Origin of the sequence: Lelliottia nimipressuralis, from assembly GCF_004115925.1 — a bacterium.
Classification (GTDB): Bacteria; Pseudomonadota; Gammaproteobacteria; order Enterobacterales; family Enterobacteriaceae; genus Enterobacter; species Enterobacter nimipressuralis.
In genome coordinates, this window is record NZ_SDDX01000021.1 from 208,574 (window position 1) to 222,548 (window position 13,975).

Here is a 13,975-nt window from a genome sequence, read left to right on the forward strand (position 1 = left end):
AAGCCGGGTAGTGATACCCGGCTTTTTTGTCCTTCATAGTATTTACAGCGCGATATCCGCGACCGGTTTAGATTCCGGCTGTGGTTTTGCTTGCGGTTGCGCCTGCGGTGCCACATCTGCTGCCTGCGGTTTTTCGTATTTGAGCTGCAGAACACCGCTGGTGTATTCCAGCTCTTGTTCCGTCGCTGCCACGTTACCGTTCAGTTTGGTGCCATAAGACGGAATAATGTTTTTCAGCTTCGCCTGCCATTCCGGGCTGGCGACTTTATCTTTAAACACTTTTTCCATCAGATGCAGCATGATCGGTGCCGCAGTGGATGCTCCAGGCGATGCGCCCAGCAGCGCGGCAATGGTCCCGTCTTTGTCGCTCACCACTTCCGTCCCCAGACGCAGAACGCCGCCCTCTTTCGGATCGCGCTTGATGATCTGCACGCGCTGACCCGCCTGCCATAAACGCCAGTCGGCTTTCTTCGCCTGCGGGTAGTACTCTTGCAGAGCAGCAAAACGGTCGTCATCGGAGAGCATCACCTGGCTAATCAGGTATTTCACCAGATCAAAGTTATCCAGGCCCACATCCACCATCGGCATAAAGTTCGAGGTCGTAGTGGAACTCAGCAGATCCCACAGGGAGCCGTTTTTCAGGAATTTCGTGGAGAAGGTCGCAAACGGCCCAAACAGCACCACGCGTTTGCCGTCCAGAATACGGGTATCGATATGCGGAACAGACATCGGTGGAGCGCCAACGGAGGCCTGACCATACACTTTCGCCAGATGACGGTTCACTACTTCCGGGTTATCAGAGACCAGGAACTGGCCGCCAACCGGGAAGCCCGCGTAGTCGTCGGCTTCCGGAATACCGGACTCCTGCAACAGTTTCAGCGCAGCGCCACCGGCCCCGATAAAGACGAACTTCGCCTTGATCACGTGCTCGGCTTCATTGTTTTTCAGATCGGCAACGGTCACGCTCCAGCTGTTATCCGCGTTACGCTTAAAGCCGCGCACTTCGGTGCTGACCTGCAGTTTGAAGTTGTCTTTCTTCTGCAATCCGCCCACCAACTGACGGGTGATTTCACCGTAGTTTACGTCGGTCCCGATTTCAGTACGGGTCGCGGCCACTTTCTGGTTCGGGTCACGCCCTTCCATCACCAGCGGCGCCCACTCTTTAATCTGCGCATGATCTTCAGAATATTTCATGCCACGGAACAGGCTGCTCTGCTGCAACGCGGCGTAGCGCGCGCGCAGGAAGTTAACGTTGTCATCGCCCCACACAAAGCTCATGTGCGGAACGGTATTGATAAAGGAGTGCGGGTCGTGCATCACACCGCTGTTTACCTGATGCGACCAGAACTGGCGGGAGATCTGGAAGGCTTCGTTGATCTCAACCGCCTTCTCGATACTAATGGAACCGTCCTTTTTCTGCGGCGTATAGTTCAGTTCCATGAGTGCCGAGTGGCCCGTACCGGCGTTGTTCCAGCCGTTCGAACTCTCCTGCGCCACGCCGTCGAGGCGCTCAACCATGGTCATCGACCAGTCTGGCTGTAATTCCTGTAAATAGGTGCCCAGCGTGGCGCTCATAATGCCGCCGCCAATTAAAAGGACGTCCGTTTCCTGCTCTTTAGGCGTATCCGCTTTCGCCGCCATTGAGATGGCGCTCAGCCCTACGGCCATAGAAAAGAGCATGGCAGTCATTTTTTTCATCATTTATGCCTTACTTGTAGTCGTGCTTTTTACGTGGAAATTGCAGGTGAAATAAGCTGCGGGGGAACGTTAACAATTTTTAAACATTGTTTAAAGGTTAAGAAATTATTGTAATTGTGAAATTAAATGTTTGAATAATTGTGTGGGTATCAGGATTGCTGGCTGGCACCGCGCGGCTTTTCTGGCTACTATGCTGCACTTTGTGATCGCGCGCACGGAAGCCTGCCCTAACCTGCGAATAGCTATGTCATTACCACACACTTCTGCCCTGACGCCTGACGATGGTCGCGTCTCGAGCGTACTGCGCTCACCTAAAATGTTGATGCGCGAAACCTTAGCCGGCGTGATTACCGCCCTGGCGCTTATCCCCGAAGTGATCTCATTTTCCGTGGTCGCCGGAGTGGACCCGAAGGTGAGTCTCATCGCCTCGGTGGTGCTCTGTCTGGCGATGTCCTTTTTAGGCGGCCGTCCGGCGATGGTTACCGCTGCTGCCGGTTCCGTCGCCCTGGTGATCGGCCCAATGGTGCATCTGCACGGGGTTCAGTATATTTTGCCTGCCGTGATCCTCGCCGGTCTCATTCAGATCCTGTTTGGCGTGCTCGGCATGGCGCGTCTGATGCGCTTTATTCCCCAGTCGGTGATGACCGGGTTTGTGAATGCCCTCGGCATTTTGATTTTCTTTGCCCAGGTGCCCCATTTCTGGACCAAAAGCCCGCTCATCGTCGGCATGTTTGTGCTGACGCTGCTGATAGTCCTGTGGGCGCCTCGGGTTATCAAAAGCGTTCCCTCCCCGCTTATCGCCATTGTCGTTTTAACCCTCTTTACCGTGACCAGCGGGCAGATTCTGCCGACCGTCGGCGATGAAGGCTCCATGAGCGGCGGGCTGCCGGGTCTGACGCAGCTGCTGGTGCCGCTGAACCTGCACACCCTGAGCATTATCTGGCCCTGTGCGCTCAGCATCGCCTTTGTCGGTCTGATGGAATCGTTGCTGACGGCAAAACTGGTGGACGAACTCACCTTGACGCCGTCGAGTAAACGCCGGGAGAGCATCGGGCTGGGGGTTGCGAATATGATGTCCGGCTTTTACGGCGGTATCGCTGGTTGCGCAATGATTGGGCAAACCATCGTTAACGTGGAGATGGGGAGAGGACGCAGCCGCATATCGACGCTGGCGGCGGGTGTGGTTCTGCTGATTCTGGTCACCGGCTTGAGCGAAGTCATGGCGCAGATTCCGATGGCGGTGCTGGCCGGGATTATGGCGATTGTGGCGTTCAAGACCTTCAACTGGCACAGCATTCAGCCGGGAACCGTGAAAGACGCGCCGATTGCTGAAACCCTGGTCATGGTGGTGACCGTTGCGGCCACCGTCTCAACCGGCAATCTGGCGATTGGTGTACTGGGCGGGATCATCGTGATGGTGATAATCCCGGCCCGGCTGAAGCGCAAGCACGCGGCTACAGCAGGAAAATCGTCGCCAGACCAAGGAAAATAAAGAAGCCGCCGGTATCGGTAATGGCGGTGATCATCACGCTCGACCCCACCGCGGGGTCGCGCCCGAAGCGGGTCATCGTCAGCGGAATGATCACCCCCATCATCGATGCCACCAGCAGGTTGAGCACCATCGCCAGCATCATCACGCCACCCAGCGCCATATCGTCGTACAGCCACCAGGTAATGCCGCCCATAATCCCGCCCCACACCAGGCCGTTAATCAGCGCCACGCCCATTTCCCTGAAGATCAGGAACGTAAAGTTGCCGGGCTGGATTTTCTCCAGCGCCAGGGCGCGTACGATCATGGTGATGGTTTGATTCCCGGTATTACCGCCAATACCTGCCACGATTGGCATCAGAGAGGCTAGCGCCACCAGCTGCGAAATCGTGTGTTCAAAGCCGTCGATCACCCGGGAGGCAATAAAAGCGGTGCAGAGGTTAATCGCCAGCCACGCCCAGCGCGTTTTGACCGCTTTGCCGACGGAGGCATGGACGTCATCTTCGGCGCTCAGACCGCCTAACGCGCGCAAATCGTTGTCGGTCTCTTCATACACCACGTCAACGATCTCATCGATCGTCACGCGGCCCATCAGTTTGCCAACGGAATCCACAACTGCGGCGCTGATCAGGTTGTCACGTTCGAAGGTACGCGCCGCCTTTTCAGCGTCATCTTCCGGGGAGAAGACCATTGGCTCGTTATTCATGACCTCACTCACCCGACGCTGTGCATCGTTGAGCAGGATGGATTGCAGCGACAGCTCGCCAAGCAGGGTTTTGTCGCGCGCCGTGACAAACAGCTTATCGGTGTTTTCCGGCATTTTCCCTTTGCGGCGCAAATAGCGCTGCACGGTGGCCAGCGTGACGTCCGGGCGCACCATGATCACTTCGAACTCCATGATCGCGCCGACGCTGTCCTGGGCGAAGTCCATTACCTGCCGTACGCGAGCACGCTCTTCCGCCGGCAGCGACGCCAGCAGGCGGCCCGTCAGGTTACGCGGCAGGTGTTGAACCAGGTAGATCTGCTCGTCAATATCCAGCGTCTGCACGGCATCGAGCAGTTCGCGGTCGCTCATATCATCGATGAGATCGTCCCAGACGTTCTCCGAGGCCTCCAGGAGTACCTGACCACGCTCATGAGCCTGCACCAGTCGCCACAGGGCGTGACGCTCTTCTGAAGGGAGAGACTCGAGGGTATCCGCCAGGTCCGGCGGTGGCAGATGGGCAACCAGCGCCCCTACCTCAGCAATATCGTCGGACAAGGTACCGACGTCATATTGCTCAGCCAGGGTTAATTTTCCGAGTAACGCCGACGTGACCGCTTTATCAGTGGTCAGAAGCCAGATAAGTCGGGCACGCTCCTGATCGCGCAGCCTTGCGCTGTTTTTGTTTATCAACGACATCAATCATAAATCCATGAAATAAGGTGATATCAAGCATAGCGTGGGGGAATGTAAATGATAATAAACAAATGGGCGGAATGGATAAAAAAGGAGCGGATAGCAGGTTTTGTCGTAAAACAAGCCGGGTAAGGCGTGGCCGCCCCCCGGCATGTTTACCTTTACGCAGTACGCGCCACGGCATCTCGCGAGGCGGCATCGCGCTCCTCGCCGGTCAGCTCGCTGAGCTGTCCGTCACGCATCTCCAGCAAGCGGTCGGCGTGAATGAAGTAGTGATCGTCGTGGCTGATGGCGAAAATCGTTTTGCCCATCGCCTGCATCAGCGGCAGCAGCACCTGATAAAACTCGCGGCGGAAGTGAGGGTCCTGATCGGCTGCCCATTCATCCAGCAGAATGATGTCGCGCTCTTCCGCTAACGCCAGCAGCAGCGCCACGCGTTTTTTCTGCCCTTTCGACAGTTTGAGATTAAGGATTTTTCCGTCCTGAAGCTCCAGTTTGTGCGACATTTTCAGCTGCTCGAGCCACTTCGCGACCAGCTCAGGATTTGCCTGTTTACCTTCCGGCCCTAACAGCTGATCGAACAGCCAGACATCCGTAAAGACTGCGGAGAAGAGCTTGCGATAATCTTCCGGTTTCTCAACGGACAGCGCTTTTCCGTCCAGCAGGATCTCACCGGACTGCGGCTGATACAGCCCGGTCAGCAGCATCGCCAGCGTGGATTTTCCGCTCCCGTTGCCGCCAATCAGGAACAGTAGTTCGCCGCGATGGATGGTCAGATTGACCGGGCCGACGGCGAAGTTGTTATCCTGGTAATGGAAAGTAACGTTACGCAGCTCCAGCGTTTTCCAGTCCGGGAAGGCGTCCGGGCGAGGAAATTCAGGGCGGAACGGCGCCAGCGCAAACTGATTCAGTTTTCTGAAGGCCACCTGCGCACTGAGCAGCGTCGGCAGCGCACCTACGGCGGAGAGCAGCGGCGTACGCAGGAACAGCAGCGTCAGGGAATAGGTCGCCGCCACGTTAGTGTCGGCCCAGCCGAGGCTGTTTGCCATCCAGAACACCAGACCGATCGCGCCCAGCATCATGATATTCGACCAGTTCACGGCGCTCAGGTGGAAGGTATCGGCGCGAATGATGTGATGGCGATATTCGCGCGCATCGGGAATATAGAGGTTGTTAAAGATGTGCTCGGCACGCTCGCGGTTGAGGGTCAGCTCTTTGCGCCCTTCCAGCACCGTCTGGTAGTCGTTATAAAGCTTATCTTCTGTTTCACGCAGCACCGCCATGTGCTTATACACGCGTGCCACCAGCAGGTAACCGCCCCAGATAGTGACCACAATCCAAATCGCGGTCACGGCCAGCATTTTGGTCGACAGCCACGCCAGATAGGCTGCTGAGCCAAAGGTCAGAATGATACCCTGCACCAGCTCCGGCAAGCGCACGAAAGCAATCGTAATGGCCCTCACATCGCTGGTCAGCCCCGCCAACAGTGACGCACTGCCCAGCTGTTCGATGCGTTCAACCTGCGTATCGAGAATACGTTTGATAAATTCGCCGCGCAGGCGATAGACGAAATGGTGCCCCAGGGCCGTCAGCGCCAGCTGCGAGGCCAGCGTGACCGCCATCAGCAGCAGCAACAGGCCGAGAAACTCCGGCAATACCGACAGTTTCGTATCGACCATTTCAATCAGACGGACGTTAATAAAGGCGATAAGCCCAATGCCCAGCGCGGCGCTGGCAAGGCTGAGCGCCATAACCGCGACAAACGGCCAGCGGTACTGACGCCAGACAAGGAGAAGTAGTTGCATGCAAAGCAATCCGGACAAGAAAAAACAGCCAGCAGTGTAAACTGCCCGACGGTTACATCAAGAATAATTCTTATTTTTATTCGCTATCCGATGCCTGGCGGAAGGTCAGATTGTAGCGGTACTCCCCTGCCAGCGGATGAATGCCAGGTTTAAGGGGTTGAATCCCGTGATAAAAAAGCCGTGATTCCCCGCCCCACACCACCACGTCACCTTGCTCAAGCATCAGCCGCTTAAGCGGATCGCTGCGCTTCAGGCCGCCAAACTGGAAGACCGCAGGGAGACCCAGCGAAACAGACACAATCGGCGCACGCAGATCCGGCTCGTCTTTGTCCTGATGTAGCGACAGCTTTGCTCCCGGCGCGTAGCGGTTGACCAGGCAGGCGTCGGGCTGAAAGTACGGATATCCCGCCGCGACTGCCGCGTCATGACAGATCGTGCTGAACGCTGCGGGGATTAACGGCCAGGGCTGGCCCGTCACAGGATCGATGGATGAATAGAGATACCCGCGATCGTTTGTCGTCCAGCCAAGCGATCCGCAGTTCGTCATCGCCACGGACATGGTGTATCCGCCCGGCGTGACCATATGGCGGAACGGCGATAGCGCAGCGACCTCAGCAATTGCCTGAAACAGCGTATCGGCGCGCGCTAAAGCGAAGCGGCGCAAAATGGTGGCACCGGGCGCCAGCGGCTCTTGCCAGGGATCGCTATCCGCAAACAGATCCAGCATTACTCCTCCTGATTTTTCGCTTCACGCTGCAGCAACTGCGCTTTGCGCGCCGTTCCCCAGCGATAGCCGGACAAAGCGCCGTCGTTTCGCACGACGCGGTGACAAGGAATAACGATCGCCAGCTTGTTGGCCGCGCAAGCGCTTGCCACCGCCCGCACCGCGTTGGGTTTGCCGATGGCACTCGCGACCTGCTGGTAGCTCGCGGTTTCACCGCAAGGGATCGCGCGCAGTGCCTGCCAGACCTGCTGCTGAAACGCGGTACCGCGAATATCCAGCGGCAGCGCCAGAGCCGTGCCGCTGTTATCCAGACTCGTAATCACCTGATGCAGCCTGCCCGCAAAGGTCCCCTCGGGCGTTTCCTGCTGTGCGTGAGGGAAAAGCGTATGAATCTCTTCTGCCAGGGCATCGTCATTATCGCCGAGTAAAATCGCACAGATCCCGCGCTCACTCTCCGCCACCAGGCAACGGCCCAGCTCGCAGTCGCTAATGGCGTAGCGCACGGTCACATCACTCCCGCCATTGCGATACTGTTTTGCGGTCATGCCCAACACGTCGTCTGCTTTTCGGTAGTAGCTGCTGCTGTCGGGGAAACCCGCGGCCAGTACGGAATCGGTAATGGTATCGCCCTGCGTCAGTGCGGCCCGTAAACGTCGCGCGCGCGCCGCCTGCTGCCAGGATTTCGGCGTCATCCCGGTGTGGGATTTAAACAGCCTGTGAAAATGGAACGGACTCATCGCCACCGCTTCTGCCAACGCAGTCAGGGTCAGCGCGGAGTCCTCTTCCAGCAGGCGGCAGGCTTTTTCGATTTTGGCCATTTTTGCGGCCTGAGGATCGGCTTTGTCCGGCGCGCAGCGTTTGCAGGGGCGAAATCCGGCCTGTTCAGCATGGAGGGCATCGGGGAAGAAGCGGACATTCTCGCGCAGCGCGTGGCGCGCCCGGCAGGAAGGGCGGCAAAAGATGCCGGTTGTCTGGACGGCAAAGACAAACTGGTTATCGGCACTGGAATCGCGGGCCAGCACTGCCAGCCAGCGTTCCTCATCGGTATTCAGGATCAGGTTTTTCATCATCGGCTCCTCTTACAAGCATACTCACACAATGCCGGAGTGCCACTGAACAAAAACCCGCAACCTTGCTTTTTAATTTTGTTCGCTAATTAAGAAGCTCTGGAACTGCGGCGACATCCAGGTTTTAAACGTCTCGCCCTCGCGTGTGATCATATACACCGCCAGCCCTTCCTGGCGCACCACCTCTTTCGCCTTCTCTGGCCCCAACACCATCAGCCCCGTATCCCAAGTATCAGCTTCCAGGGCCGTGGGAGCGATGACGGTAACGGAGACCAGGTTATGTTCGATCGGGCGACCGGTCTGCGGATCGATGACGTGAGAGAGGCGTTTCCCGTCAAGCTCGTAATAATTCCGATAGCTTCCTGAGGTACTGATGCCGTGACCGTTAATATCCACCACCGCCTGGACTGCGTTCTGGGTGTCGGTCGGTTTTTGGATCGCCACGCGCCACGGCTTTTCGCTGGCATTCAGGCCACGGCTGACCAGCGCGCCACCGACGGAGACCAGATAGCGTGAGATCCCTTCCTGGGTCATCAGCGCGGCCAGGTGATCCGCCGCGTAGCCCTCCCCGACCGTTGAAAGATCCACGAACAGATCGGGAATGTCTTTTTGCAGATACTGCTGACCGTATTGATTGATTACCGTCAGATGCTGCAAACCGGTGCGGGCGCGGGCATCGTCGATTTGCGCCTGATCGGGGATTTTCTCCGGCTGTTTGGTTGGGCCAAAGCCCCATAAATTCACCAGCGGCCCGACGGTAATATCCATCGCCCCGTTGGTTTTATAGCCAATATGCAGCGCCTCGGTGACGATGTCGGCCATCGCCTCGCTTACGGGCCACAGGGAGGTGCTATTGGACAGATTGAAGCGCATCAGCGCAGAGTCATTTTTATAGGTCGAGAGCAGCTGATCGTCAGCGTCGAGCTGAGACTGAATTTTACCGCGCAGTTCGTCCGCGCGTCTGGCGTCAACATTCATGATGCTGACGCGCCAGAAGGTTCCCATGGTTTTCCCTTCCAGCACCGTAGCTGCAGGCGCAGCGGGTTTCACCGAAGGGGTGGAAGAGTCGCATGCCGCCAGTAAGAAAAAGCTCGCCAGAATGCCAGCGCGCCAAAAAGTCATGTCCATTCGTTATCATCCTCATGCCTGGGCGGCAAGAGTATATCAAACCCGGTCGCAGGTAAGGCCCTAAAAAGAGAATAGAAAAAGGGGCCATAAGGCCCCTTTGTGTTACTGAGCGTGTCTTAGAACTGGTAAACCAGACCCAGAGCGACGATATCATCAGTACCGATACCAGCCTGACGGGTGAAGTTGTTTTCATCCAGCAGGTTGATTTTGTAATCCACGTAGGTGGACATGTTTTTGTTGAAGTAGTAAGTCGCGCCAACATCAACATATTTCAGCAGATCCTGATCGCCGAAGTTGGTGGTGTTGTTGCTTACGTCCTTACCTTTAGACTGCAGGTAAGCCACGGATGGACGCAGACCGAAGTCGAACTGGTACTGAGCAACCACTTCGAAGTTCTGTGCTTTGTTAGCAAAACCGTAGATGTCGCTGCTGCTCTGGGAGTCGCCGAAACGGGTTGCGTTGTAAGTCTGGGAGTACTGTGCTGCCAGGTAAATGTTGTTGGCATCATATTTCAGACCACCGCTGTACACTTCTGCGTGATCGCCTTCACCGTACACGCCTGCTGCATTCTGGTCAGCAGTACGTTTAGAGGAAGACATCGCACCACCCACGCTGAAGCCTTCGCCCAGGTTGTAGGTCAGGGACGCGCCGTAGCCGTCGCCGTTCTGTTTCAGGGTGCTACGACCGGTGTCGTTTTCGCCGTCAACGCTGCCGTTTTTACCCTGATACTGCAGAGCAAAGTTCAGGCCATCAACCAGACCGAAGAAGTCCTGGTTACGGTAGGTTGCAACGCCGTTAGCACGAGACTGCAGGAAGTTGTCAGCACCGTAGGTGTCGCCGCCGAATTCTGGCAGTACGTCAGTCCAGGAGGTGACATCGTAGATAACGCCGTAGTTACGACCGTAGTCGAAAGAACCTGCGTCAGCGAATTTCAGACCCGCGAAGGCCACACGAGTCCAGGACTGGTTGTCGCTCTCGTCGGTGTTACCCTGAATCTGGTATTCCCATTGGCCGTAACCGGTCAGCTGATCGTTAACCTGAGTTTCGCCTTTGAAGCCGATACGCATGTAGGTCTGATCGCCATCAGCGCCTTTGTCATCGGAGAAATAGTGCAGACCGTCGACTTTACCGAACAGATCTAATTTGTTGCCGTCTTTGTTATAAATTTCAGCCGCATTTGCTGCGCCTGCTACCAGCAGAGCTGGTACCAGGAGGGACAGGACTTTAACTTTCATTTTATTAACCCTCTGTTATATGCCTTTATATGCCTTATTATTACCACTGCTTACTGATTAACCCTCTTAACCAGTCGGCAACTTCATTCTCCGCAAAATTACAGAATAATCCAATAAGAATATGATACGAAAACTTTGAAGATGTTTCATTCATCTACAAACATGTTTCAATTTGTAAATAAAGGGGAACTTTTTGATAGCACTAAGAGCTAAAAAATAAAGCACATTAAATCAAAAATTTAAAATAGCTTATATATATCAGGTAGATGGCCAAAGTAATCATTACCGCACTGATTGTCAAAACAAAAACCGTCGAGATCACTAAAATAACTCCCGCTATCATCATTAACTTTATTTATTACCGTCATTCAGTTTTGAATGTCTGTTTATCCCTAATTCAGCCGAGTGCACTGCATTCGGTTTTTTTTTACGCTTCTTTACGTAAACTGAATTTATCTGTGCTACCGCACTGAAATTATGACAACTATTAATTAATTCGATTATGTCCCTAAATTTCCTTTCCCGTCGCTTTAACAAATTTTAATTTCTTGTTAATTAGTGCTATTTTTCACATCCATTGCCAATTATTTGTACAATCCGATCGCGTTTGTACACTTTTAAATCTGCCTCGCCCTGCGCTATTTAAAGTCGAAAAAGTCCCGTCTGCTCTGGCTACGATGCTGGAAATTCAGGTATTACCCTTTATACTGCCCACTTCCCCTTACGTGCGGCCATATCGGGTTAAACATATCAATGAGTCAGTCTGAAACCACAGCAACAGGTAAGTTCTCCCTCCTTCCGGGGAGCATCACCCGCTTCTTCCTTCTCTTAATCATTGTGCTGCTGGTGACGATGGGAGTGATGGTGCAGAGCGCGGTCAATACCTGGCTGAAGGACAGGAGCTACCAGATTGTTGATATCACCCACGCGGTGCATAAGCGTATTGATACCTGGCGTTACGCCACCTGGCAGATTTATGACAACATTGCCGCCGCACCGGGAACCTCGTCGGGTGAGAATCTGCAGGAGACGCGTCTTAAACAGGACGTGTATTACCTCGAAAAAACGCGCCGTAAAACCGAGGCCCTGATTTTTGGTTCGCACGATAGCGCCACGCTTGAGATGACCCAGCGGATGTCGACCTATCTCGACACGCTGTGGGGCGCAGAAACGGTGCCGTGGTCGATGTATTATCTCAACGGTCAGGATAACAGCATGATCCTGATCTCCACGCTGCCGCTGAAAGATCTCTCATCCGGGTTTAAAGAGTCCACCATCGGCTCGATCGTCGATTCCCGTCGCGCCGAAATGCTCCAGCAGGCCAACGCCCTGGATGAGCGCGAAAGTTTCTCCTCTCTGCGCCGCCTGGCGTGGCAGAACGGGCATTACTTTACCCTGCGCACCACCTTTAACCAGCCGGGCCATCTGGCGACCGTCGTGGCCTTTGATTTGCCGATTAACGATCTGATCCCGCCTGACATGCCGCTGGACAGTTTCCGTCTTGAGCCAGACAGCTCCGCACAAAACCTGCGCGCATCAGCCGATAAGAAAGAGGGCCCGGAGAGCGCCACCATTACATTCAATGGCTCGAAGATTGAGATCGCCTCTGCGCTGAACTCCACCGGTATGCGCCTGGTGTGGCAGGTGCCGTTTGGTACCTTACTGCTGGATACTCTGCAAAATATTCTCCTGCCGCTGCTGCTGAATATCGGCCTGCTGGCGCTGGCGCTGTTTGGCTACAGCACCTTCCGCTTCCAGCCTGGCCGTCAAAGCGAAAGCGTGTCGTCATCCGGCTCAGGCAACGAACTGCGCGTCCTGCGGGCGCTGAATGAGGAGATTGTCTCCATCCTCCCGCTCGGGCTGCTGGTGCATGACCAGGAAGCCAATCGCACCATTATGAGCAACAAGATTGCCGATCATCTTCTGCCGCACCTGAATTTGCAGAACATCACGGCGATGGCCGATCAGCACCAGGGCGTCATTCAGGCCACCATTAATAATGAACTGTATGAAATTCGTCAGTTCCGCAGCCAGGTTGCTTCCCGCACCCAAATCTTTATCATCCGCGATCAGGACCGTGAAGTGCTGGTGAACAAGAAACTCAAGCAGGCCCAGCGGCTGTATGAGAAGAACCAGCAGGGGCGCGCGGTCTTTATGCAAAACATCAGCGATGCGTTTAAGCGTCCGCTGAAAGCGCTGGCGAGCCAGGCCGCGAATATCAGTACGCCAGAAAGTCATCAGCTTGCCACTCAGGCGGATACGCTCGTGCGGATGGTGGATGAAATTCAGCTGGCTAACATGCTGGAAAACGACTCCTGGAGAGGGAACCCTACCCTGTTCTCGATTCAGGATCTGATCAACGAAGTGGTGCCTGAAGTCCTGCCGGTGATTAAGCGTAAAGGGCTGCAGCTGCTGATTAACAACCATCTGCCCGCTAACGATAAACGCCACGGCGACCGCGATGCCCTGCGCCGCATCGTGCTGATGCTGATTCAGTACTCCGTCACCACCACTCAAATCGGCAAGATCACGCTGGAAGTCAGCGCAGACGAATCCGCTCAAGACCGCCTGACGATCCGTATCCTTGATACGGGCGAAGGCGTGACGCTGAGCGAAGTCGATAACCTGCACTTCCCGTTCCTTAACGATACTCAGCGCGACAACTACGGCAAAGCCAATCCCCTCACCTTCTGGCTGTGCGATCAGCTGGCGCGTAAACTGGGCGGGCACCTGAATATCAAAGCCCGCGAGTCCCTTGGTACGCGCTATTCCCTGCACGTCAAAATGGCCGCGACACCAGAGGAAGAGGACGAAGAGCGTCTGCTGGATGATGTGGTGATCATGGTGGATGTGACCTCGAACGAGATCCGCAACATTGTGGTTCGTCAGCTGGAAAACTGGGGCGCGTCCTGCATCACCCCGGACGACAGGCTCACAAGTCAAGAATATGATCTGTTTTTAACTGATAATCCGTCTAATCTTACTGCCTCGGGCTTGCTTTTAAGCGATGATGAGTCTGGCGTGCGCAAAATCGGCCCCGGCCAGATGCGCGTCAACTTTAATATGAGCAATGCGATGCAGGAAGCTGTACTACAACTAATAGAGGAACAGCTGGCACAAGAAGAGATCCTGGAGTCCCCGTTGGGTGGCGATGAAAATGCCGAACTCCATGCCAGCGGATACTATTCCCTCTTTGTAGATACAGTACCAGATGATGTTAAGCGGTTGTATACTGAGTCCGCTGCGAAGGATTTCGCGGCGCTGGCGCAGACAGCACACCGGCTTAAAGGGGTGTTTGCCATGCTTAATCTGGTTCCGGGCAAGCAGTTATGTGAAACGCTGGAACATCTTATTCGCGAGAAGGATGCTTCTGGCACAGAAAAATACATCAGCGACATTGACGCCTACGTCAAAAGCTTGCTGTAGCAAG

Annotated in this window: 9 protein-coding genes; 2 read left to right on the top strand and 7 right to left on the bottom strand. The window is 55.1% G+C overall.

Annotated elements, in window-relative coordinates; genetic code table 11:
- Positions 1–42 precede the first annotated feature (42 nt).
- Positions 43–1,698, bottom strand: coding sequence for a malate dehydrogenase (quinone) (mqo, locus tag ETG88_RS18205; protein WP_129036034.1), 1,656 nt, complete (start codon positions 1,696–1,698; stop codon positions 43–45).
- Between the two features lie 190 nt (positions 1,699–1,888).
- On the opposite strand from mqo, the gene ETG88_RS18210 reads away from it, so the two are divergent.
- Entirely contained in the window at positions 1,889–3,190 is a 1,302-nt protein-coding gene (locus ETG88_RS18210) for a SulP family inorganic anion transporter (RefSeq protein ID WP_129036057.1), read from the top strand.
- Here ETG88_RS18210 and mgtE read toward each other — a convergent pair.
- The 6 genes from mgtE to ETG88_RS18240 form a co-directional block, all read right to left on the bottom strand.
- Positions 3,153–4,589, bottom strand: coding sequence for a magnesium transporter (gene mgtE / locus ETG88_RS18215; RefSeq protein WP_129036035.1), 1,437 nt, complete (start codon positions 4,587–4,589; stop codon positions 3,153–3,155). The genes ETG88_RS18210 and mgtE overlap by 38 nt on opposite strands.
- A gap of 158 nt (positions 4,590–4,747) precedes the next feature.
- Complete coding sequence (locus ETG88_RS18220) at positions 4,748–6,391, bottom strand: multidrug ABC transporter permease/ATP-binding protein (protein WP_100779484.1); 1,644 nt, start codon at positions 6,389–6,391, stop codon at positions 4,748–4,750.
- Between the two features lie 76 nt (positions 6,392–6,467).
- Positions 6,468–7,118 (bottom strand): DNA oxidative demethylase AlkB, encoded by a 651-nt coding sequence (gene alkB, locus ETG88_RS18225; protein ID WP_129036036.1) that lies wholly within the window; start codon positions 7,116–7,118, stop codon positions 6,468–6,470.
- Entirely contained in the window at positions 7,118–8,182 is a 1,065-nt protein-coding gene (gene ada / locus ETG88_RS18230; protein WP_129036058.1) for a bifunctional DNA-binding transcriptional regulator/O6-methylguanine-DNA methyltransferase Ada, read from the bottom strand. Before ada ends, alkB begins: the two co-directional genes overlap by 1 nt.
- Before the next feature lie 72 nt (positions 8,183–8,254).
- Entirely contained in the window at positions 8,255–9,310 is a 1,056-nt protein-coding gene (apbE, locus tag ETG88_RS18235; RefSeq protein WP_129036037.1) for an FAD:protein FMN transferase ApbE, read from the bottom strand.
- 116 nt (positions 9,311–9,426) lie between these two features.
- A complete protein-coding gene (locus ETG88_RS18240; protein ID WP_100779480.1) occupies positions 9,427–10,545 on the bottom strand; it encodes a porin OmpC in 1,119 nt (372 codons plus the stop codon).
- Positions 10,546–11,298: 753 nt separating this feature from the next.
- Between ETG88_RS18240 and rcsD the strand changes: the two genes are divergently transcribed.
- Positions 11,299–13,971 carry a phosphotransferase RcsD gene (gene rcsD, locus ETG88_RS18250; protein ID WP_129036039.1) on the top strand — a complete coding sequence of 891 codons (2,673 nt, stop codon included), beginning with the start codon at positions 11,299–11,301 and terminating at the stop codon, positions 13,969–13,971.
- Positions 13,972–13,975 lie beyond the last annotated feature (4 nt).

Bases quoted from the DNA above. Each gene is read 5' to 3' on its own strand.
- rcsD (WP_129036039.1), top strand. From the start codon at position 11,299: ATGAGTCAGTCTGAAACCACAGCAACAGGTAAGTTCTCCCTCCTTCCG.
- ada (WP_129036058.1), bottom strand. From the start codon at position 8,182: ATGAAAAACCTGATCCTGAATACCGATGAGGAACGCTGGCTGGCAGTG.
- ETG88_RS18210 (WP_129036057.1), top strand. From the start codon at position 1,889: ATGCTGCACTTTGTGATCGCGCGCACGGAAGCCTGCCCTAACCTGCGA.
- apbE (WP_129036037.1), bottom strand. From the start codon at position 9,310: ATGGACATGACTTTTTGGCGCGCTGGCATTCTGGCGAGCTTTTTCTTA.
- ETG88_RS18240 (WP_100779480.1), bottom strand. From the start codon at position 10,545: ATGAAAGTTAAAGTCCTGTCCCTCCTGGTACCAGCTCTGCTGGTAGCA.
- ETG88_RS18220 (WP_100779484.1), bottom strand. From the start codon at position 6,391: ATGCAACTACTTCTCCTTGTCTGGCGTCAGTACCGCTGGCCGTTTGTC.
- alkB (WP_129036036.1), bottom strand. From the start codon at position 7,118: ATGCTGGATCTGTTTGCGGATAGCGATCCCTGGCAAGAGCCGCTGGCG.
- mgtE (WP_129036035.1), bottom strand. From the start codon at position 4,589: ATGTCGTTGATAAACAAAAACAGCGCAAGGCTGCGCGATCAGGAGCGT.
- mqo (WP_129036034.1), bottom strand. From the start codon at position 1,698: ATGAAAAAAATGACTGCCATGCTCTTTTCTATGGCCGTAGGGCTGAGC.